Annotated in this window: 17 protein-coding genes, 7 tRNA genes and 1 riboswitch; of the genes, 6 read left to right on the top strand and 18 right to left on the bottom strand. The window is 39.3% G+C overall.

What is annotated here, in order from left to right; genetic code table 11:
- Positions 1–35 precede the first annotated feature (35 nt).
- The 11 genes from SG0102_RS02160 to SG0102_RS02110 all read right to left on the bottom strand — a co-directional run bounded on the left by SG0102_RS02160 (position 36) and on the right by SG0102_RS02110 (position 6,669).
- Positions 36–1,181, bottom strand: a complete 1,146-nt coding sequence (locus SG0102_RS02160; RefSeq protein ID WP_125118426.1) for an ABC transporter substrate-binding protein — start codon at positions 1,179–1,181, stop codon at positions 36–38.
- A gap of 193 nt (positions 1,182–1,374) precedes the next feature.
- Positions 1,375–2,811, bottom strand: a complete 1,437-nt coding sequence (locus SG0102_RS02155) for an alanine/glycine:cation symporter family protein (RefSeq protein WP_125118425.1) — start codon at positions 2,809–2,811, stop codon at positions 1,375–1,377.
- A 68-nt stretch (positions 2,812–2,879) separates the two neighbouring features.
- Positions 2,880–2,971, bottom strand: a riboswitch (glycine riboswitch).
- Between the two features lie 188 nt (positions 2,972–3,159).
- Positions 3,160–5,181, bottom strand: coding sequence for an ABC transporter permease (locus SG0102_RS02150; RefSeq protein WP_125118424.1), 2,022 nt, complete (start codon positions 5,179–5,181; stop codon positions 3,160–3,162).
- A complete protein-coding gene (locus SG0102_RS02145; RefSeq protein ID WP_125118423.1) occupies positions 5,171–5,929 on the bottom strand; it encodes an ABC transporter ATP-binding protein in 759 nt (252 codons plus the stop codon). The genes SG0102_RS02150 and SG0102_RS02145 overlap by 11 nt, the downstream gene beginning before the upstream one ends.
- Positions 5,930–6,077: 148 nt before the next feature.
- A tRNA-Lys gene (locus SG0102_RS02140) sits at positions 6,078–6,153 on the bottom strand.
- Positions 6,154–6,168: 15 nt separating this feature from the next.
- Positions 6,169–6,251, bottom strand: a tRNA-Leu gene (locus SG0102_RS02135).
- An 11-nt stretch (positions 6,252–6,262) separates the two neighbouring features.
- Positions 6,263–6,338 (bottom strand) — tRNA-Lys (locus tag SG0102_RS02130).
- A gap of 4 nt (positions 6,339–6,342) precedes the next feature.
- Positions 6,343–6,418, bottom strand: a tRNA-Thr gene (locus tag SG0102_RS02125).
- Positions 6,419–6,432: 14 nt separating this feature from the next.
- Positions 6,433–6,508: transfer RNA gene (locus SG0102_RS02120), tRNA-Val, on the bottom strand.
- Between the two features lie 6 nt (positions 6,509–6,514).
- Positions 6,515–6,590: transfer RNA gene (locus SG0102_RS02115), tRNA-Glu, on the bottom strand.
- Positions 6,591–6,592: 2 nt separating this feature from the next.
- Positions 6,593–6,669 (bottom strand) — tRNA-Asn (locus SG0102_RS02110).
- A gap of 357 nt (positions 6,670–7,026) precedes the next feature.
- On the opposite strand from SG0102_RS02110, the gene SG0102_RS02105 reads away from it, so the two are divergent.
- Both SG0102_RS02105 and SG0102_RS02100 read left to right on the top strand, forming a co-directional pair.
- Positions 7,027–7,389 (top strand): hypothetical protein, encoded by a 363-nt coding sequence (locus SG0102_RS02105; protein ID WP_125118090.1) that lies wholly within the window; start codon positions 7,027–7,029, stop codon positions 7,387–7,389.
- 14 nt (positions 7,390–7,403) lie between these two features.
- On the top strand, positions 7,404–8,984 hold the full coding sequence (locus SG0102_RS02100) for an IS66 family transposase (protein ID WP_125118089.1): 1,581 nt from the start codon (positions 7,404–7,406) through the stop codon (positions 8,982–8,984).
- 896 nt (positions 8,985–9,880) lie between these two features.
- Here SG0102_RS02100 and SG0102_RS15815 read toward each other — a convergent pair.
- Both SG0102_RS15815 and SG0102_RS15810 read right to left on the bottom strand, forming a co-directional pair.
- The gene (locus SG0102_RS15815) at positions 9,881–10,333 is read right to left on the bottom strand and encodes an Abi family protein (protein ID WP_197715061.1); all 453 of its coding nucleotides are present in this window, start codon (positions 10,331–10,333) and stop codon (positions 9,881–9,883) included.
- 25 nt (positions 10,334–10,358) lie between these two features.
- Positions 10,359–10,799, bottom strand: coding sequence for an Abi family protein (locus SG0102_RS15810; RefSeq protein ID WP_197715060.1), 441 nt, complete (start codon positions 10,797–10,799; stop codon positions 10,359–10,361).
- 416 nt (positions 10,800–11,215) lie between these two features.
- On the opposite strand from SG0102_RS15810, the gene SG0102_RS02090 reads away from it, so the two are divergent.
- The 3 genes from SG0102_RS02090 to SG0102_RS02080 are packed head-to-tail and all read left to right on the top strand — an operon-like array spanning position 11,216 to position 13,674.
- Positions 11,216–12,061 carry a hypothetical protein gene (locus SG0102_RS02090; RefSeq protein WP_125118422.1) on the top strand — a complete coding sequence of 282 codons (846 nt, stop codon included), beginning with the start codon at positions 11,216–11,218 and terminating at the stop codon, positions 12,059–12,061.
- 28 nt (positions 12,062–12,089) lie between these two features.
- A complete protein-coding gene (locus SG0102_RS02085; RefSeq protein WP_125118138.1) occupies positions 12,090–12,299 on the top strand; it encodes a hypothetical protein in 210 nt (69 codons plus the stop codon).
- Complete coding sequence (locus SG0102_RS02080) at positions 12,283–13,674, top strand: helix-turn-helix domain-containing protein (RefSeq protein WP_125118421.1); 1,392 nt, start codon at positions 12,283–12,285, stop codon at positions 13,672–13,674. The genes SG0102_RS02085 and SG0102_RS02080 overlap by 17 nt, the downstream gene beginning before the upstream one ends.
- Positions 13,675–13,945: 271 nt before the next feature.
- On the opposite strand, the gene SG0102_RS02075 is transcribed toward SG0102_RS02080, so the two are convergent.
- The 3 genes from SG0102_RS02075 to SG0102_RS02065 form a co-directional block, all read right to left on the bottom strand.
- On the bottom strand, positions 13,946–15,130 hold the full coding sequence (locus tag SG0102_RS02075; RefSeq protein WP_125118420.1) for an aminotransferase-like domain-containing protein: 1,185 nt from the start codon (positions 15,128–15,130) through the stop codon (positions 13,946–13,948).
- Positions 15,131–15,288: 158 nt separating this feature from the next.
- Positions 15,289–15,711, bottom strand: a complete 423-nt coding sequence (locus SG0102_RS02070; RefSeq protein ID WP_125118419.1) for a hypothetical protein — start codon at positions 15,709–15,711, stop codon at positions 15,289–15,291.
- Positions 15,712–15,779: 68 nt separating this feature from the next.
- Positions 15,780–18,038: a hydratase gene (locus SG0102_RS02065; RefSeq protein WP_125118418.1), complete on the bottom strand. Its 2,259-nt coding sequence runs from the start codon at positions 18,036–18,038 to the stop codon at positions 15,780–15,782.
- 459 nt (positions 18,039–18,497) lie between these two features.
- Here SG0102_RS02065 and SG0102_RS02060 point away from each other — a divergent pair, with 459 nt between their 5' ends.
- Positions 18,498–18,995: a DUF4143 domain-containing protein gene (locus tag SG0102_RS02060; RefSeq protein ID WP_408609974.1), complete on the top strand. Its 498-nt coding sequence runs from the start codon at positions 18,498–18,500 to the stop codon at positions 18,993–18,995.
- An 83-nt stretch (positions 18,996–19,078) separates the two neighbouring features.
- Here the strand turns inward: SG0102_RS02060 and SG0102_RS02055 are convergent, their stop codons facing one another.
- Positions 19,079–20,374, bottom strand: coding sequence for an O-acetylhomoserine aminocarboxypropyltransferase/cysteine synthase family protein (locus SG0102_RS02055; protein WP_125118416.1), 1,296 nt, complete (start codon positions 20,372–20,374; stop codon positions 19,079–19,081).
- Between the two features lie 319 nt (positions 20,375–20,693).
- Positions 20,694–21,488, bottom strand: coding sequence for a prolipoprotein diacylglyceryl transferase (gene lgt, locus SG0102_RS02050; RefSeq protein ID WP_125118415.1), 795 nt, complete (start codon positions 21,486–21,488; stop codon positions 20,694–20,696).

Here is a 21,488-nt window from a genome sequence, read left to right as displayed (position 1 = left end):
GGAGAGATGAACTCTCCTTTCATCAAAACATTGCGTTATTTAACTGTAACGTATTTACCTTTCTTAACAGTAACGATTGCCATATCCTTGATTGGGTTATGATATTTGTTGTAAGTGAAGGCACCGCAGGCTGCGCTTGTGACTTTGATTTTTGCAAGAGCATTGCAGATCTTTGTAGAATCAGTAGATTTAGCATTATTGATAGCTTCCATCATAACGTTTAATGCATCATATTCCATAGCTGCGAACATGTTAGGTGTAGAACCATATTCTTTCGTGTATGCATCAACGAATTTCTTTGCTGGACCAGTTGTCGCATCTTTATCGAAACCTGATACATAGTAAGTGTTTTCGAAGTTCTTCGCATTCACACCTTTAACGCCAAGGACACCATCCCAGCCGTCACCACCGAATAATGGTAAGTTGATACCAGCATCTCTTAACTGTTTTGTGATCGTCACAACAGTTTCATAGTAGTCTGGTAAGTATACAGAATCAGCACCAGAAGCTTTGATCTTTGAGATGAATGTAGAGAAGTCTTTTGTATTGGCATTATAAGCACCATTGTACTTCACTTTGACATTCTGATTCTTTGCTTCTTTAATGAAGGCATTATTTAAACCAGTAGAGTAGTCAAGTTCCTTATTATAAAGGATGGCTACTTTCTTGTAATGGAATTTAGTCTTACATAATTTTGCTAAATAAGTACCAGCATATGAGTCATTTGTACAGATTCTGAAGACGTTAGAATAAGCTTTATCTCCATCCATAGTGATCTTATCACCAGTTCCTGAAGGTGTTAAGATTGGTGTACCCTTAGTTTTTGCAGCGGAAGCGACAGCTAAACATGAAGCAGTTGTAACTGGTGAAAGAATCGCCGTTACTTTATCTTCATCAACGAGCTTGTTATAAGCATTGACGGCTTCAGTGGCATCAGCTTTGTCATCATAGTAAACAGCAGTAATTTTAGTACCATGAGCCTTGTTATATTCTTTGATTGCTAATTTTAAGGCATTCTTTACGGCAGTACCATACTGAGAAGCATCACCAGTTAATGGACCAATAAAGCCAAACTTAGGTGCTTTGACAGTACCGTTGGCACTGCTCTTAGTTCCAGAGTTACTGCAGCCAACCATCATTGAGGCTACTGCTACGCAAGTAAGAAGATTTTTGAATTTCATAGACATTTCCCCTTTCAATCTCCCTGATTGATGACTCTTATTATACCGTGTATCCACTTTATGTCAACTATAATTAGCTTTTTTTAAAATATTAGTTACGATATTAATCAATTATCGAAATGTGAAACAGTTTTCAAAACAAATATTGTCTAAATAAAAAGTGTAGTCAAATTATTGACTACACCAGCAATTTTTATTCTTCTGCCGGGGATAATTTACGGGCACGCACCATTTTCGCAAAGTAAGCTTTGGTCTCAGCTACAACCTCTCCATTTAAGGCATAAATGGCAATCATATTAGGAATCGCCATCAAGCCATTAAAGATATCCGCAATCGTCCAAACCGCTTCCACCGTCATATAAGGACCGGCGAAAACACATAAGATATAGGCATAACGGAAGATCTTTAACGCGATCTTCTTATTCCCCACTAAATATTCTAAACATCTTTCAGAGTAGTAATCCCAGCCTAAGATCGTCGTAAAGGCAAAGAATACTAAACATAACATTAACAGGAAGCTTGCCACTCTTGATGGAAATGGTAAACCATGGGCAAAAGCATAAGTAGTCACCTGAACCCCTTCTAAGCCTTTAACTTTCCAGGCTCCCGTTAAAACAATTGAAATACCCGTCATGGTACAAATAACAATCGTATCAATAAAGGTACCCGTCATCGATACTAAACCCTGACGAACCGGTTCTTTTGTTTTAGCCGCAGCCGCCGCAATCGGAGCCGAGCCTAAACCCGCTTCATTAGAGAAGATCCCGCGAGCGATCCCTTTTTGCATGACGATAATCATCGAACCAATCGCCCCGCCAGTTATTGCGCTAGGATTGAAAGCCCCCTGAACAATAATGGATACAGCTTCTGGCACTTTAGAAATATTCGTTACGATTAATAAGACGACACAGATGATATAAGTCGCTGCCATAAATGGGACAATGACTTCAGAAACCTGCGCGATGCGTTTAAGACCGCCTAATAAGACGCCGGCCACGCAGATCGTTAAAACAATGGAAGTGATCACAATGGCAATAGAATAAGTGCCCACAAAAGGAATGGTAATGGCATGGGCGTTTTTAGGATCAAAGAAGTTTTGCACAGCACTAGAGATCCCATTCACCTGAGAGAATGTCCCAATGCCAAATAAACCAACACACACGCCAAAGAAAGCAAACATCTTAGCGAGCGGTTTCCACTTTTCTCCCATTCCGCGTTCAATATAATAGAAAGGGCCCCCTAAGCTATGGCCATCTTTGTCCACTTTACGATATTTAACGGCTAAGAACCCTTCGGCATATTTCGTTGCCATACCAAAGCAGGCTGCGACAATCAGCCAGAAGATCGCACCGGGACCGCCAGCCATGACAGCTGTGGCTACGCCGACAATATTGCCAGTCCCAATGGTCGCTGATAAAGCGGTACATAATGCTGCAAAGCTGGTGACTTCGCCTTCACCGTCTTCTTCTTTTTCAAACATGTACTTAAAAGCTAAAGGCAGTCTTTTAAACTGCATTCCTCCCATTCTGACAGTCAGTAAAATACCGCCTACCAGAATCAGGGCCATCAGGGGGATTCCCCACACGAAGTTATCAATAGATACTAAAAAATTGTTAATTGTACTCCACATAATAATTCCTTCCTGAACTTATTGCCCTCTTGAGAATAACATGAAATACAATAAACAATGATTGCTTACCATATGACTCTGTCCTTTGGCCTGAGAGATTCAGCGTTTAACGCGTTGCACCTTCGGCACTCATTTCCTGAGATTCTCCAGAGTTGTGATCCATTCATAGTCCTCATCATGACGATACCTGAGAGCGTTACTCCTTCGGTAGGATTTCTCCATTTCCTATGAACTTCATTTCACTTATTAAATTCTTATTCATCCTATCAAATTATCTTCTATCCGTCTAGCTATTTTTTGTGAAATCTTTTCCATATCGTTAAAAGACCGTCGAAACGGTCTTAAACATTAATGAATGGTTGTTTTAGAAGTATTACAGATATTTTTACTCATCTGATAGGTGACAAAGATATAGCCGCCATAGATGACAGCTAACGCCGCAAAGACGAGCCAGGTTGTATGAATATCAGCTTTAAAGCCGCTGCTAGAAAGAATGACACTGCTAAACTTCATCCCGGCAACGGAATGAATGATGGCTAAAATAAGCGGGAAGATGAATAAGACTAAGACCTGTTTTAGGATTGAATGATTCATCATGCTTTCTTCTGTTCCCATCTTCCGTAAGACTTCATAACGTGAAGTAGAATCAATCATTTGAGACAAGGTCTTTAAGGCCAGAATCGCTGCAGAAGTAATCAGGAAGACAATTCCAATATACATTCCGACAAAGGTCACTAAAGCCCCAATGCCCACAGTATTTTGAATATTGATAATCTTTGTTGAATAGGTATAATCAAAATTTTTGGTTGTTGTTTTGCTCTTTTTAAGAACAGCCATTAAACGATCTTCAGTGGCCTGTTTATGCTTCCCGGCATAGTTGCCAGCTAACACCTGTTTATAGTCTGAGCCCGTTAATACATGATCAGGTACAATTAAAATACCGATGTTATAACCAGCAGACATTTCAATAAATCCAGTCTGATAATGATCATAAGCAGCCTGTAATGAATGCCCTTTGATGGTAATGGCAGGTTTATATTTTAATCCTGCATTCAGCACACGACCAGAAGGTTCATAATCACAAATCATCATGTACTGATTTTTTCCTAACGTATACTGTTTATGATGATACATTTTGGCTAATTTATTGTAATCAGAAATGCTCATGGCATTCCACTGCATCAACATCTTCGTCCATTTTTCATAACCTTTGGTATGACTGCCTAATAGCTGCTTATAACCAAATTCCTGTTCTGACAAATTATATGCACGGACATTGACATAGTTTTTGAATTCTTTATTGACGTCAAAGCCATTCTTCTTTAAGACCGTCGGAAAGTCAGATTTGGCATGCCAGGCTGTATAAGAGAAATCCGCCACGGTATTTTCTTTATAACTATTGTTAAGGGAGGCGGTCATACTTGAAGCGGTCCCTAAGATTGTAATCGTAATAAATAACAGAATCGAAATAATCGATAAAGAGACGGTCATCGTATGGATCTGCGAAGATAACTGTTTAAAAGTAAAACTGTTTAACCCTTTCCAGTAGCTCTTGGTCTTCTTAATGAACTGCGTCGCTAAAGAAGAAACCGAATAGAAAATCATGAAGGTCGAAACCATCCCCATCCCAATCGGAATAAGTAAGCCGCTGCCAGTATTACCAGTGGCATCTATCAGTTTCACTAAACGATTATAGTCAATAACCATCGCATACGCATAACCTAAGATCATAGCCCCCGCTATAAAGATCATCGTACAAAGAAGCGGATTACGCATTTTCATACTCTGATTTTCTTTCTTACGTAATAAGGTAATAATCTGCGCTTTGGAAATAGAAATTGTATTAAAAATCATGACGAATAAATACATAATTCCAAAGTATTCTATCGTTTTAAGCATTGCGGGAAATGAGAACGTAAAGCGATAAGCAGTCATATTCGCCGCAAACATTTTAGCCACGGCTAAGCCCATCAGCTGAGATAATAAACCGCCAATGACCAAACCAGCACCTAGTGAAATCAGCCCAACTAATAAGGTTTCAATAAACAAGATATAAGACACTTTCTTCTTGCTCATGCCAAGAATCATATAGACCCCAAATTCTTTTCTTCTTCGTTTGATTAAGAAAGAATTGGCATAGACAATAAGGAACCCTAAAACAATCGATACCAGGACACTGACCCCCGATAAAATACCGGTCATCATCTTAATCATATCGGAAGAAGACTTCGTAATCTTTAACATTGCACTCTGACTGCCAATGGCATTGAAGACATAGAAGACCGCCACCCCTAACATAACTGTAAAGAAGTATACGGCATAGTCTTTGATACTTTTTTTCATATTGTTGTAGGCAATTTTATAAATCATTGAGATCACCACCAAGAACACTTTCTACTTCAATAATCTTATTAAAGAATGTTTTACGATCATCATTTCCTTTATAGATTTCATGGAAGATCTGACCATCTTTGATAAAGATGACACGGCTGCCATAAGAAGCCGCTAAAGCATCATGGGTCACCATTAAGATTGTGGCTTTATGCGTTTTGTTCATTAATGCCATCTTCTCTAACATCACCTTAGAAGAACGAGAATCTAACGCACCGGTTGGTTCATCCGCTAAAATCATCGATGGGGAAGTAATCAACGCCCTTTCGGCGGCGACACGCTGTTTCTGTCCCCCTGACATCTCATAAGGATATTTGTCTAAGACCTGTTCAATATCTAATTCTTTCGCTAATGCATGAATCTTTTCTTTCATATCTTTTTCTTTATGCTGAATGGATAACGCTAAAGAGATATTTTCATAAGCTGTTAAGGTATCAATTAAGTTGAAATCCTGGAAGATAAAACCTAACTGTTCTCTTCTGAATTTTGATAACTGTTTCGGCTTTAACGCTGTAATATCATGATTATTAATAAGGATATGACCGCTGGTGACACGATCAATCGTAGAAACGCAGTTCAACAAAGTCGTCTTCCCGCTGCCGGAAGCACCCATAATGGCCACAAATTCGCCCTGTTCTACATCAAAGGATAAATCGTTTAAGGCTTTTGTTACATTAGACTTCGTACCATAGTATTTCTGAATATTTTTAATTTCGAGTACTTTCATTTTTTATCTCTCCTTTTTTCTTCACCCCTATCATAGAAGAAAAGACCTCACTTGTCCTGCGCCTAATATTTCTATATGTGACAATTTTGTCACATATAATGAGAAAATGTATAAAAAAAACATTCCCGAAGGAATGTCGTTTTAGGAATGGTGACTCGCAGGGGATTCGAACCCCTGACCCTCTGATTAAAAGTCAGATGCTCTACCAACTGAGCTAGCGAGTCATAATATGTTGTGAATGGTGCGGGTGACAGGACTTGAACCTGCACGCCGAAGCACTAGATCCTAAGTCTAGCGTGTCTGCCAATTTCACCACACCCGCATAAAAAAAGATGGTGACTCGCAGGGGATTCGAACCCCTGACCCTCTGATTAAAAGTCAGATGCTCTACCAACTGAGCTAGCGAGTCATTGTGGTGCCGGCTATAGGACTTGAACCCACAACCTACTGATTACAAGTCAGTTGCTCTACCAATTGAGCTAAGCCGGCTTGCTTAAAAATAATGGTGGAGGCTAACGGGCTCGAACCGCTGACCCTCTGCTTGTAAGGCAGACGCTCTCCCAACTGAGCTAAGCCTCCATTTTGTGGTGACGGATACGGGATTCGAACCCGTGAATGCATGCGTGAAAGGCATGTGAGTTAACCGTTTCTCCAATCCGCCACTGGCGCCTGTTGTAGGACTCGAACCTACGACCCCCTGATTAACAGTCAGATGCTCTAACCAACTGAGCTAAACAGGCATCACCCTTGGTGCTCGTATATATTACCATGGCCCCAGGAGATATGCAATAGTTTTTTTGATTTTTTTTGACAGTTTTGTTACTATTCACAGTGCTGAAAGATTAAAAATTGAATAATGTCTTTATTTAGGGGTATATCCATATATGGGATACCCTTTTATTATAACTTTTAAAGTGATTTATAGTCATGTATTAACAATTCAAGTGTCTTATTCCTGACAACCAAAAAAGTATTCTCTTTTTCTTGATAATTTCAGCAAACATAGTCTCTAATAAATTTAAATTATATGTAAATTACTATTTATTTTAAGCTAGTTATATGATATACTGTATATAGTAACAAGGGGGTGAGAAAAGATGGCAATTGTTTATGTGACAAACAAGAAAACTGGCAAGAAATATGCTTATGAATCTGTTTCAGTTTGGAATCCTGAGCTCAAACAGCCTAGAGCAAAACGCAAATACCTTGGCGTTGTAGACGAGGAAACTGGAGAAATTATTCCTTCAAGCAAAAAGCGAGGGAGAAAGCCTAATCCTGATAAAAATACAGCTGAAAATGAAGAAAAAGCAAGCGGCAGAAGAACCTATAAAAAGATGGTTGAGGATATGCAAAAAATTATTGCAAGCAGAGATGATGAGATCAAACAGCTTAAGGCGGCTAATAGAAAGCTTACCAGCAAGATCAATAGAATTGAATCAATTCTTAATAATGATGATTAACAAGGAGTAAATCAATGGATTCTTTAGGAACACTATCAGTAAAATATGATAAAGCATGCAAAAAGATTGGTGACCTTAAAACAAGACTTTACGATTGTAATGAAGAACTGAAATCCAAAAAACAGAAGCTTGAATACAGGGATAACAGAATCGCAAAATTAAAGCAGCTTTGTCTTGAAAAAGATGAAATGATTAGAAATCTTAATGATGAAATTAACAGACTGAAAGACAAGATTGAATATCTTAATGCCATAAGCAATCATGACTCAACTACCGTTGGTATTCCTACTGCGTCTACTCCTATAGGAAAAGCAAAATATAACTCAAGCATCAATTCCAGAGAGCCTACTGACAGAAAAATTGGAGGTCAGCCAGGACATTCTAAAAGTGAACTCGGTATTCCTGATGATATTGACGAAGAAATTGAATATGTGGCAGATGATGCAACTGAGTGTCCGAAATGTGGTTCTCATGAACTTGTTTTCACCGGCAAAACTAAAGCTGTATATGAGAAAACTATTAGCATCAAGCCTATAAACCTCAAAAAGGTTTTCTATCAATACAAATGCGGAAGCTGCGGGACTACATTTTTTCTTGGCCTGAAGCCTAATGAAAGATCAGCCTGTCACTATGGGACGGCAGTACAGGCCGTTGGCTTATCGCTAATGAATACCTGCAATGTTCCTATTAACAAGGTTAAAACCTTTTTTGAGGGGATCACAAACGGAGAAATAAGTCCGTCAGAAGGCTACCTTGCAAAACTTCCTATGATTGCATCAAAAAAGTTATCTGAGTTCCGTATAGTTTTAAAGAATCTAATGCTCCAAAGAACTCTCGTATATTGGGATGACACTGTTATCAATATTAATACAAAGAAAGGCTGCCTGCGCTTTTACGGAGATGAAACACTCTCATATTATACGGCTCATGAGAAGAAAGATCTTGAAGGGATTGAAGAAGACAAAGTCCTAACACTACTCACTGAAGAGCAAAAAACGATGCATGATCACAATAAAGTGAACTATAACGCTAAATTCAAGTTTGGCAACCTTGAATGCAATCAGCACCTTCAGCGTGACCTCAAAAAAATCGCTATTGATACAAAACATGATGAGCTTATGGAACTGAAAGATCTTATTTCCGATACCATCCACAAACGCAAAGAAGCCATAAACAAGGGAGAGACTCGCTTTAGTGATGAATTTATTGAAAACTTTAACAAAAAAGTTAATGATATACTCAACCGAGCGGAAAAGAGAAACAAAAAAGATTATGATGCATACTTTGGAAGATCCGAGAAGACGCTAATTAAGCGTATACGTGATTATTATGATAATTACTTTGCTTGGGTAAATGATTTCACTCTTCCGACAACCAATAATTGCGCAGAACGCGGACTTAGAGTCGTAAAAAGCCATATGCGATCATCAGGACAGTTCCAAAATATTCAAAACGCTCAGTATTACGCAGATGCCAAAACGTATATAGAAACCTGCAGGAAAAACGGAATAAATGAGATCTATGCAATGATACGACTTTATGAAGGTGATCCAATAACGGTAAAAGAAATATTCTCAGGGGAAGATCTCTCCTGAGAATCGACAAACCGTTATAATGGTGGAATAAGGTATCATAGCCATTACCTGAAATCAGATTTAACATCATGCTTCATTTCGCTGTGTATACATTTTACATACCTCTTTACTACAATTAAAACAAGGCCGTATCACGGGCACCGTTCCGTGCTCTTTTTAGGTACAACTTTATATATCAACTATATCTAACCGTGAATAGTAACACAGTTTTGTCTGTTACGTCAATTGATTTCCGAAATTCCAGTTAGATATTTCTAACGTGAATTCTATTATTCACTTCTAAACTCTTATCTTTTTCATGAATTTTAGTCTTATCCCGCTTAATCCATGCATCCAGATGGATGTTAATGCAGACTATATGCATGAAGAATGCTACCTTGGCATAGTCTCTTACTCTCATGTCCTGCAGGTGATAGTCATTGAGAACACGGTTATTGATTCTTTCTGTGCAGGTACGGTTCTTATAGATGTCCTTGAATTTCTGACTTTTTCTAGGAACCGACCCAAAGTATCTTGGGTTATCCTTCATGCAGGTGTAGACAACGCGTCCAAATGATGAATCACTGCAGTTGTCATACGGGCATCCTTCAATTTTTTGGATCCGCGGTTATGACGCCACATTGGGCATCTGAATTTGTTTCTCATGCGACTGTAGTCACAGCCGTGAACCTCCCACGGCTAAAGCCGCGGGAGGTTCACATTTATTTCTTCTTTATATAATCGCTAAAAATTAAAGCACTGTGAGCAGCAATATAAGGCTGATTATAATTAGCTTCCCGACTTGTGTAGGATAAAATCAATAAGATCGTGAATAATAGCACGTCTGCTTGATTTACTTATCTTTTTGTGTATTTATTGCTTTTTATACCGAAACCAAAGAATAGAGCGAGTGAAGATCATTTATTTATCAACGGTGCAGATAGAATTTCATACCACTCCGACGGAAATCCTATAAATGAAAGAACGACTACATCTCTATATTTATTCATGGTTTTGTTTATATCTTTCAGGAAAGATTCCCATTGCTCATTAGCACAAAGCATTCGCTTTATTACGAGAACTATTGGAAATACTTTGTTTTGTTCATTACGATATTTACGGTTTTCTCTATAAAGGAAAGGTGTTTGCTTTAATGGCATGTTATACAATCGGTTATAATGAGCACAAATATTTCTGATTTCAACGAGAGCCAATATCCAACTTTTTAAATGACTTGGTGACGTTCCAAATAATATAGAAATTTCTTTCTTATCTTCTGTCTTCATAATATCAAAGAGAGAGGCAATGTTGCCAAATGTCATGATTTCAACAGCTACCCAAATCGGAAAATGTCCACCATATGTTTCCAAATGGTGTTTCACCAATGGTAAATTCTTATTGTGCTCTATCTCTCTTTAATGATTCCATTATTTTACTATGGATAGATTGTCCTTGTCGATCCTGCTTGTCAATAAAATTTCTGACATCAGTATATCCTTCAGGACCGTATGTAATTCCAAGATAATATGATATTCGGGTACGTAGCATAATCTCTAGTTGTTCAACAATATGAATTATGTTATTGCGGAACTCACTATCAAAACAATATAATCGGAAAATATGCTCCAAAGTAATATCATCGCGGTACTCCTCTGGGTTTGATGCTTTCTTTAAGCCAATACCATAAGCACTGAGACGATAGTAATTCACTTGTACAAGGATACGTAGGGCCAAAGCATCATCTGAAATTGTTAGTTTGTGTATTACTTTAAGTCGTTCTATCTGCTGATTGTAGGTAAGTGCAGGTTTTAAAGGTTGTGAAATGCTTGTAGACATAAATTTCTCCAAAAAAAAGTCCCAACCGTGGTCCGCAGTACGTCTCCGCCTTATGCGTGGTGGGCTCTATCGCCTATATTATAACTAAAATCATTAAAATTGCAAGTACTTGTTAATGCGTCGTTTATGTCCTGAAATGCCGTCAATTGATTTTCGAAATTCCAGTTAGATATTTCTAACGTGAATTCTATCATTCACTTATTAATCCTTATGTTTTTTATGAATTTAGTTATTCAGTTATTTTAAAATGTGATAAAATTATCATGATATTAAAGTGTTAAACTAAATTCGATTTGGAGGTAAGGACAAAAAAAGATGATGAGTTAATGCCCTGGAAAAGCTTCTCATCATCTGTCCAACAAGACAATATGATAGTAATACACACCACGCCTGTTTTCAAGTATAAAAGTTTAAATATGAATTTATGTGATGGTTCCTTTTCCTTCAATGATAAGATTTCCTCATGCTTCAAAGCGCTCATTAGAAATTCTTCTAGTGCAGAGCAGAAGCCTGAGCACGTCTTTCCTGACTGCACAAATAACCACTTATGGAACAATAACTTTTCCGTTGCCCTTTTAGTGCGCTCTGATAACAGATTCTTTTCCAGACTGGTTAAAAAGCTTTATGAAGCTTGCCTTTCATCAACTGAACTTGCTTATGACATCATGCTTTTCATCAACGCCACCTATTCATATATCATGAACACCTTCTCTGCAGAGGATATTGTGAGAACAATACCCGATTTTTCTGATGAGAACGCACATGACTGGATAAAATTCGGGCATTACAAGAAGATCGTAAACATTAACGATACTCCTTATGAATTTCAGCTTCAGCGCATCTACTCCAAAAGCCTTCATAAAACTCATGCCGTGTTTCCGCTGGGAATTATCCCTTTTATGCGTGAAAACCTTTTTGATATCCTTCTATACCTGCATCAGATCTTTCACGGCGACAGCAGCCTTGAGGATTTTCATGGTCGGCTTAGAGCACTCCTGGAATATCTTTATGCAACCCCTAAGATCAATAAAATGAGTGATAATTTGCTTTCTAATCTTATATGCTCATTTATCGCTGATCACTTCAAAGATTTCTATCAAAACAGTTTCATGACCGTTACTAAAGGTCTCACCAAAGATTGCGTAAAAAACAGCTTCCTCCGCGATGATGTTGCCTGCCCATTACCAACATGGGAAAAATGTGAATCAGCCCTGACGGTGTTAAACTTCTTTGTAAAGAAGCGGGAAACCGCCAAAAAATAGGAAAAATATCAAGGAGGTGGCATTAAACATGTCAAATATCACAAAGAAGGCGGCTATTAAGAACAATAGCCGAGAAATCAATGGGACTATGCGCCCTTCGAAAGGCAAAAAACGTTGCAGAAAGCTTTCAGAAGTCGAAGAGGACGCATTAATGAGAAGACTCTATCCCTACACATTAATTGATTACTGCTACCAAACAGTAATGCAGGAAGGTGATAAGAATGGAAAGAGCCGCTAAAAAGCCCATAGGATATCAGAAGCACATAACTTATGAGCTTCGAGAAAAGATTGAAGCAGGTCTCAAGAGCGGCCTTAATAAGGCCCAAATTGCCAAGACCATTCATAAAGATCCAACTACCGTCGCTAAGGAAATTCGGAATCACAGAACTCCTTCAGGATCGCCAAGTAAGGCACCCTTTGACTGCGCCAACTACAAAAAGTGCACAAGAGGACGGGAGTGCAGAACCAGCCATGAGGTGTTCATGGAATGCACTGACTACACCCTGTTTAAATGCAATCAAAGGGACAGATCACCGGGCGTCTGCAACGGCTGCACCAAAGCCCCCAGCTGCAGATTCTCAAAATACTACTACAGAGCAGATGTGGCCCAAAGAGCATACGAATATATGCTTAGGGATTCGAGAATGGGCTTCAACCTCACCTATTCAGAGGCTCAGTGGATGGCTGATATCATCAAGCCTGAGCTTGAACAGGGCAAGTCACCGTATGCAATTCTTAACGAGCATCCTGAGCTCAAAATTTCCGAAAAGTGCCTGTACAACTATATTGAGCAGGGTGCATTTGAACAGTTTGGAATCAATAGCCTGGCGCTCAGAAACCAGGTAAAGAGAAGAAAGATGCCTAAGGTACGCGCTAACCAGTACAGAAAGCGCAAGGACAGCGGCTATTTAACCGGAAGAACATTCAAGGACTTTCTTGAATACAACCCCCTTGTGGCCGCACAGTACAGCATCAATCATAGCGTTAAGCTCTATGATGGTGCAGAACGGCCTGATAGCGAGCAGGCAATTGATCATCCTGTCGGCTATATCCTTATGGATACCGTTTATAATGATGTTTCTAACGGCCCGTTTATTCAGACTTTTAAGATCATGCCAGGCGGTGTATTTCTTGCCGTCTATCATGATGAAAAAACAGCTGAGGAGATGGTGAATGGCCTTGACTATATTGAAAAACTGCTTGGCCCGGATGTATTTATTAATAATATAGGGTCTATCCTGACTGACAGAGGCAGTGAGTTCTCACTGGCCGATGAATTCGAAGACAGAGAGTCAGGAACATGCCGAATCTTCTACTGTGATGCGATGCATTCAAATCAGAAGGGATCACTTGAGAACGAGCATCTTGTTTTAAGATATATCTGCCCTAAGAAAAAGGATCTCCGCAAGCTTGGGCTTGTAAGTCAGGAGGTCCTTAACAGAGCCGTTAATAATATCAACTCCTACTCCCGCAAGCTTTATGGCGGCAGAAGTCTCTATGAAAACACGGCTTTCATGATGCCGGAGATCTATGAGGCTCTAAAGTGCAAAGGCTATAGCCAGATCGATAAAGACAAGGTGGAGTTAAAGCCTTCAGTTTTAAAGAAAAAGTAATCAAAAAAATGTGGAAATAAGTCCTTCACAGAAATGTGAGGTGCGAAGTTCCACATTTTTCGCTACAATCTTTTTTCATGATTAGCAATCAATTTAGTAAAATCAGACATGTTTTGACCTCTGAATTTCTAATAAGCGCTAACGAATTCCTTTAATAAAGGCATTTGTAAGACAAAACTACACAAAACCGGAATTTAAATTTAAGCGGAATTTACTTTTTCAATTGAGCTTTAGAAAAAAAGTCTACAAATGATTTGCAGACTTCTATTTCTTATAACTGATGGGTCATTTCACCAAGGATTTTAACTCCTTTGATAATATCTTCAGGCGCTGGCGTAGAGAAGTTCATCCGGAAAGAATGACATTCTTTCGTATCATCGGTTAAGAAGGCATTGCCTGGTACAACCGCCACTTTCTTTTCTAGCGCTTCTTTAACGAAGGCATTCATATCTGCTTCTTTAGGTAAATCCACCCAAATAAACATGCCGCCTTCCGGGCGGGTATAAGTGATACCATCCGCAAATTCTTTGTCCATCTCTGCTAACATCAATTCGCATTTCTCTTTATAAATCTTTTTGATTCTTGTTAAATGGGCATCCATATCATACGTTTCTAATAAACGGGCAATGACTTTCTGAGACCATAAATTAGTATGGACATCAGCCCCCTGTTTGGCCACAACCATCTTCTGGACAACTTCCTTCGGACCGATAGCACAAGCGACACGCATCCCTGGCGCCATAATTTTTGACATCGAAACGGCATAGAGCACTAAGCCATCACGATCTAATGATTTAAGCGAAGGCACATCTTCTCCGCTAAAGCGTAAAGCGCCATAAGGATCATCTTCTAAGATCATCACCTGATATTTTTTGGCCAGGGCTAAAACCGCCTGACGGGTTTCTAAGCTCATCGTAAAACCAGTTGGATTCTGGAAGTTAGGAATCAGATACATAAACTTTGGTTTAGGCTCTATCTGTAAAGCTTCTTCCAGTTTTTCTAAATCTAACTGACCATCTTTAAATGGCACCCCTCTTAATACACAGCCATTTTCTTTAAAGGAGTTTAAAGACCCTAAGAAAGAAGGTTCTTCAACCACGACAACATCGCCTTCATTGCAGAGACATTTCGATGCTAAATCCATAATCTGCTGGGATCCGGTTGTGGTAATGATCATATCACTTTCAAAAGTGACTTGTTCATGACGGTTGAAAAACGCATTGGCAGCCTTTAAGAAATCAGGATCCCCTTCGGTTAAGCCATACTGCAATAAGGCAATCGGATTTTCTTCAAGAAGATCAGCGGAAGCCTTCTTGATCGCGTCTACTGGAAAAGCAGTTGAAGCGGGGTTCCCCCCGGCAAAACTGATAATTTCCGGATTGGTTAATGCTTTAAAAATTTCTCGGATGGCCGATGCTTTGACATGGGTCATCTTATTAGAAAATTCATAGTTCATCATGTTCACCTCGCCTTCATTATACCACCGGCCTAAAAAGATAGCGAGATACAAAAAAAGAGAATCACATGGGGTGTCATTCTCTTTTCCAAATTGGAAGGTGTATTGTTGTCTTCCGACATGTAAACGTTATCACTCATTTGTGAATTTTTTGTGAACTACTTCGTTAAATCATGGTTACAGTAAGGACAATGATCAACATAAACATCCGGCTGATACGATTCCGCCCCACGGCTAAAGTTAGCAGAGCGACACGGCAGAATCTGACCACAGTTAGGGCAGCGCCAAACGCGCGGATGGGCTTTTGCGCGAATACTGTCAACCGCTAAGAAAACAATTGCGAAACCACAGTAAGCCACCAATAAAACGGAGGCGACATCGCCCCATGTTTTCTTGCCTGATAAAACATTATCTAAGCCAAAGAAAACAAAGAACAGCACTAAAGTCATGATATATTTCAAGCGTGAGCGATCAGCCTCTTTTTTCCACGTCTTGTAAGCTTCTCCCTGCTTCACCGCATGCGCCACAGCTTTGCGTTCTTCAACGCTCATTTTCATATATTTTTCTCTTTGTTTATCCATGGTGAAACCTCACTTTCATATAGAAGCCATTATAACACAAAAGAGGGTTATGAAACCCTCTTGCGATGTTATTTTTTCTTGTTGCGGTTAAAGTTGATCAGACAGCCTGCTTTGACAATTGCACGTTCATCAGCAGTCATATCCTGGATATAGAGATGAATCTCTTTCGCCTGTCCATCTTTAATGACATAAGCTGGAATATCTTTTAAGTCACCATCTAAGGCCTCTAAGATATGAGGCACATAGATATAGTCATCAACATCAAAATCAGTTGGCTGACCTTTTAAATGGAATGGCACCATGCCCCAGTTCATACAGTTGCTGCGATAACGTTTTGTCGCATATTCCTGCGTAATATTGGCTAAACCACCTAAGACACGCTGACATGAAGCGGCCTGTTCACGGGCTGACCCATCCCCTGGTTTATTGGCATATAATACAGAACCAATTTCCACTTTTAAAGGATCGACATCATGATCAATGGTCTTGATCACATCAAAGACGCCCTGTAAGCTTGCATCGATCTTACCAGCTTTTCTTTCATCCTCTAAAGCACGTACTGCTTTGGCTTTCCCAACATAAGCAGGATCTCTTCTTGATAAAGTGAATTCTGCTAAACCTAATGGATTAGAACGATAAGAAGATGTTTCTCCTGAAGGAATTAATTCATCCGTCGTGGTGACATCATCTTCAATCTTAGAAGCCACTTTCAGTAAGATATTATCTGCTAAAGCTTCCTGTTCTGGCCAGTCTTTAATATTAGGACCAAAACGTAATGATTTGTCTTCATCCGCATGATTAAAGCCGTTATACACACGATGCACATAAGAACGATCATCATAGTTATATTCAGGGATATCACCCCAGCAGTCTAAGCTTTCGGCACTCGTTAAAATACCACCATTAGCTGCTGTTGCGGCAATCGAACGGGCATCCATTAAAGCGACGGCAGCCATCTGGCCCTGACCTGGTTTAGAACCTTCACGGTTCGGGAAGTTACGGGTTGTATGACGGATTGATAACGCATTATTAGCAGGTGTATCGCCAGCTCCGAAACATGGGCCGCAGAAAGCTGAACGAATCAGTGCCCCAGTATCCATTAAATCAGCTAACAGACCTTTACGATCAAGGTCGGTATAAACCGGCTGAGAAGATGGATAAACAGATAAGTAGAATTCATCATTACCGGTACTCTTGCCTTTTAAGGCATGGGCTGCTTCTACGATATTAGAATACGTACCACCGGCACAGCCGCCAATGACGCCCTGCTGAACTTTTAATTTTCCATCAGGAGTGATCTTATCTAACAATGTGAAGTGAGCACGATCACCAGAGATCTTAGCCGCTGCTTCTTCCGTTTTCTTTAAGATGTCTTCTAAGTTGGCATTCAATTCATCAATTTCATAGGCATTGGATGGATGGAATGGTAACGCAATCATCGGTTTAATCGTTGATAAATCCACATAGACACAACCATCATAGTAAGCGACATCAGCTGGATCTAACTGTTTATAATCATCTTCACGATGATGTTTTGATAAATACGCCTTCGTATCTTCATCAGTGCGCCAGATCGATGTTAAACATGTTGTTTCTGTCGTCATAACATCCACACCATTACGATAATCTGTAGGCATAGAGGAAACCCCAGGACCAACAAACTCCATCACTTTATTCTTCACATAACCTTTGGCGAAAACTTCACGAATAATCGCTAAAGCGACATCATGTGGTCCTACCCATGGTTTTGGTTTGCCATCTAAGTAAATGGCAATAACCCCTGGATAAGCCACATCATACGTGTCTTCAAGCAGCTGTTTAACTAATTCACCGCCGCCTTCACCAATGGCCATTGTTCCTAACGCTCCATAGCGGGTATGAGAGTCAGAACCTAAAATCATTTTTCCGCATCCAGCAAAGTTTTCTCGCATATACTGGTGGATAACGGCAATATGAGGAGGTACATAAATACCACCATATTTCTTCGCAGCGGATAAACCGAATAAGTGGTCGTCATCATTAATCGTACCGCCGACCGCACATAATGAGTTATGACAGCATGTCATAACATAAGGTAGTGGGAATTTTTCCATGCCTGAGGCACGGGCCGTCTGAATAATACCCACATATGTAATATCATGAGATGCCATCGCATCAAATTTAATTTTTAAATGATCCATATCTCCTGAGACATTATGATTTTTCATAATGCCATAGGCAATGGTTCCTTTTTTCGCGTCTTCTTTTGAAAAAGATTTTGCCTCGCTCTCTTTGACAATCTCTTTTCCATTTACTAAGTAGATCCCTTCATCATACAGTTTAATCATGAATACTTACCTCCTTGTGTGCCTTCATTATAAACAATTACTAACCTCAAAACAAGCTTTTGTATACAATTATGCATGATTACAATATCTTATAATCTTTAATCATCTTAAGCTTAGTCAGCTTTCCTTCCCCTTCACTTCTTCTTATGATAAAAAGCAGTACACAAAGAAGAATGAAAACAACTTGAGCAGATGATTCTTAGATCTACCTAACATTGTCAATAATGGAACCAAAAGACTTCTATGATTTTTATATTGAAGAAGACTTTGAAAGCCATTTTCAATGTTAAGGTCAGAAAAGTGTTATTGTTAACCGTTTGAATGTTCTTAAAAGTGTAATAAATAGTCATTTGAACGTTCAGAAAAATGTAATAGATAGGCATTTTAACGTTCATAAAAATGTATAGTCATATCAAAAAAGGTGCTCGAGCCAAAGAATTTGAAGATGCTATTCAATAGCTGATCGATGCCGGATTAGTATTCAAAGTCATGCGGGTCAATAAAATCGCCAAACCTTTAAAATTTTACGAAGACTTGAGTGCTTTTAAACTTTTTACCCTTGATGTCGGCCTACTCAATTGTATGGCTGAGACAGATCCGAAAGATATTTTATTAGGTGAATCTATTTTTGAGGAATACCAAGAGGCATTTACCCAGCAATTCATCGCTTCAATCACAAGATCTCTAGGGCTTATTCCCTATTATTACACGAAAGAAAATGCGAAACTTGAAATTGATTTTCTTTGTCAGCTCGGTAAAGTCCTACCTATTGAGGTGAAATCCGGAAAAAATGTCTATTCTAAAAGCTTAATGACATTGCTTCAAAAACATCCTGATCTTACTGGTGTACGTTTCTCATTAAAACCTTATGATATGCAGGAACAATTCACTAATGTCCCCTTATATCTTGCCGAAGCGTATTTACATGATCTCATGTCACATGAAGGACATGTTTGATGCGGTTACCATTGAGTCGGTTGAATCAAGTAAAGAATAAGGCAAAAAAATATCCATACCATTGCTGGTATGGATTTTTTATATTATTTAACAGCTTCGAAAGCCTGATCTAAGTCACCGATGATATCATCGATATGTTCTGTCCCGATTGATAAACGGATAGAGTTTCTATAAATACCTACGGCATTTAATTCTTCATCATTTAATTCAGCATGTGTTGTTGTTGCGGGATGGATCACTAATGACTTCACATCAGCTACGTTCGCTAATAATGAGAATAACTTCAGATGATCGATGAAATCTTTCGCTTTTCTTTCATCACCTTTGATTTCGAAAGTGAAGATTGATCCACCGCCATTAGGGAAGTATTTCTTATATAATCGCTGCTGTTCTGGATCAGTTGATACAGATGGATGATGAACAGCTTCGACATTTGGATTATTCTTTAAGTAATCGACAACTTTTAAGGCATTTTCTACCTGTCTTTCAACACGTAATGACAATGTTTCAAGACCCTGTAAGAAGATGAATGAATGCACTGGTGATAAAGTCGCTCCTTCATCTCTCAAGATGATCGCACGAATCTTTGTCACGAAAGCAGCGGCGCCGACATCTTTAGCGAAAGAAACACCATGGTATGATGGGTTTGGTTCTACTAAACCAGGGAATTTATCAGCGTGAGCAGCCCAGTCAAAAGTACCGCCATCAACGATGACACCACCAATTGTTGTCCCATGACCACCAATGAACTTAGTAGCGGAATGAACAACAACGTCAGCCCCGTATTCAATTGGACGAATTAAGTAAGGTGTACCGAATGTGTTATCGATGATTAATGGTAAACCATGTTTATGAGCGATATTAGCAATCGCTTCAATATCAACACAGTCACTATTAGGGTTACCTAATGTTTCAATGAAAACTAACTTTGTATTTTCCTGAATCGCATTATCGAATTCTTCAGGTTTTAACGCATCAACGAATGTTGTATGAACACCATCATCTTCTAATGTATGCGCGAATAAGTTGAATGTTCCCCCATAGATGTTCTTCGCTGCAACGATATGATCGCCAGCTTTTGTAATATTCTTAACAGCATAAGTCACAGCGGCAGCGCCAGAAGCGACAGCTAAAGCCGCAACCCCGCCTTCTAAGGCAGCGATACGTTTTTCAAAGATATCAGTTGTTGGGTTTGTTAAACGGCCATAGATATTGCCGGCATCCTGCAGGGCAAATCTTGCCTGGGCATGATCAGAGTTTTTGAAAACGAATGAAGATGTCTGATAAATTGGGACTGCTCTTGAATCCGTTACTGGATCTGCTTCTTCCTGTCCTACGTGTAATGCTAAAGTTTCGAAATGATATTTATTGTTTGCCATAATATGTTATTCTCCTTGTTTTTCCTTAAATATTTTTGTTTGTGTATGTGATTATTTTAGCACATCATAGTATGTGCTTTCAATTCACTGCACATTCGATTTAAGGCGAGAACAGAATGAATTGAATGAAGTTTAAGTTTTTTCATTATTCATCCTCCTTCCAATTCCTACTAGGTTAGTAGGCTTTTCTTTCTACATGCATTACTATACACGTCTCTTATTATTTCGTCAACAAATATCAGTCATTTCGTTATATGGTAATCCTATAGCACGCTATAACCCAAATCAGGGTATAAAAAAAAGAGCTTGCGCCCTTTTTCTAATACGATTTATTTGTGCCCTTATAATGGATGTAAATCATCCCCGCAATACCGACGGCTAAGAAGACGACGGAGGTTAACTGAGCCATCCGAATCGACCCTAACATTAACGAATCCGTACGTAATCCTTCCACAAAGAAGCGGACAATGCCATAACCAATAAAGTAGGCAAAGAACTGTGCGCCATTATGTTTAGCGAAATGACGGACAACGAGAATGATAATCAGGAAGACACATAAGTTCCCCACTGATTCATAAAGGAAGGTCGGATGGTGATAAGCCCCATCAATATACATATTGTTAATGATGAAAGCTGGTAAGTGCAGACGCTTTAAATAGCTTAAAGAGACAGCTGAGCCAAAAGCTTCACGGTTAAAGAAGTTGCCCCAGCGGCCACAAGCCTGAGCGATTAAGACGCCCGGCATAATAGCATCGCCAGCCACTAAGAAAGGAATGTTCCTTTTTCTAAAGAAATAGTAACTGTAGATGAGACCTGCCACAATGCCACCCTGGATGGCGAGGCCACCATGCCAGATCATAATAATCTCTTCAGGATGAGCAGCATACTGCGGCCACATAAAGATGACATACCAGAGACGCGCCCCGGCGATCCCAAGGAGCAGTAAACCAAAGAAATAATCGGAAAGAATACCTTTATCATAACCTAATTGTTTAAAGCGGTACTGACCTAAAGCATAGGCCATTAACGCCCCCGCTAAAATCACAATGGCATAGTAATGGATCGATAACGAACCAATAGTGAGAAAGGTTTTGTAATCAGGAAATAGCTGCAT

The organism is Intestinibaculum porci, assembly GCF_003925875.1.
Lineage (GTDB): Bacteria > Bacillota_I > Bacilli_A > Erysipelotrichales > Coprobacillaceae > Intestinibaculum > Intestinibaculum porci.
This window is presented reverse-complemented; position numbering and strand designations above follow the sequence as displayed.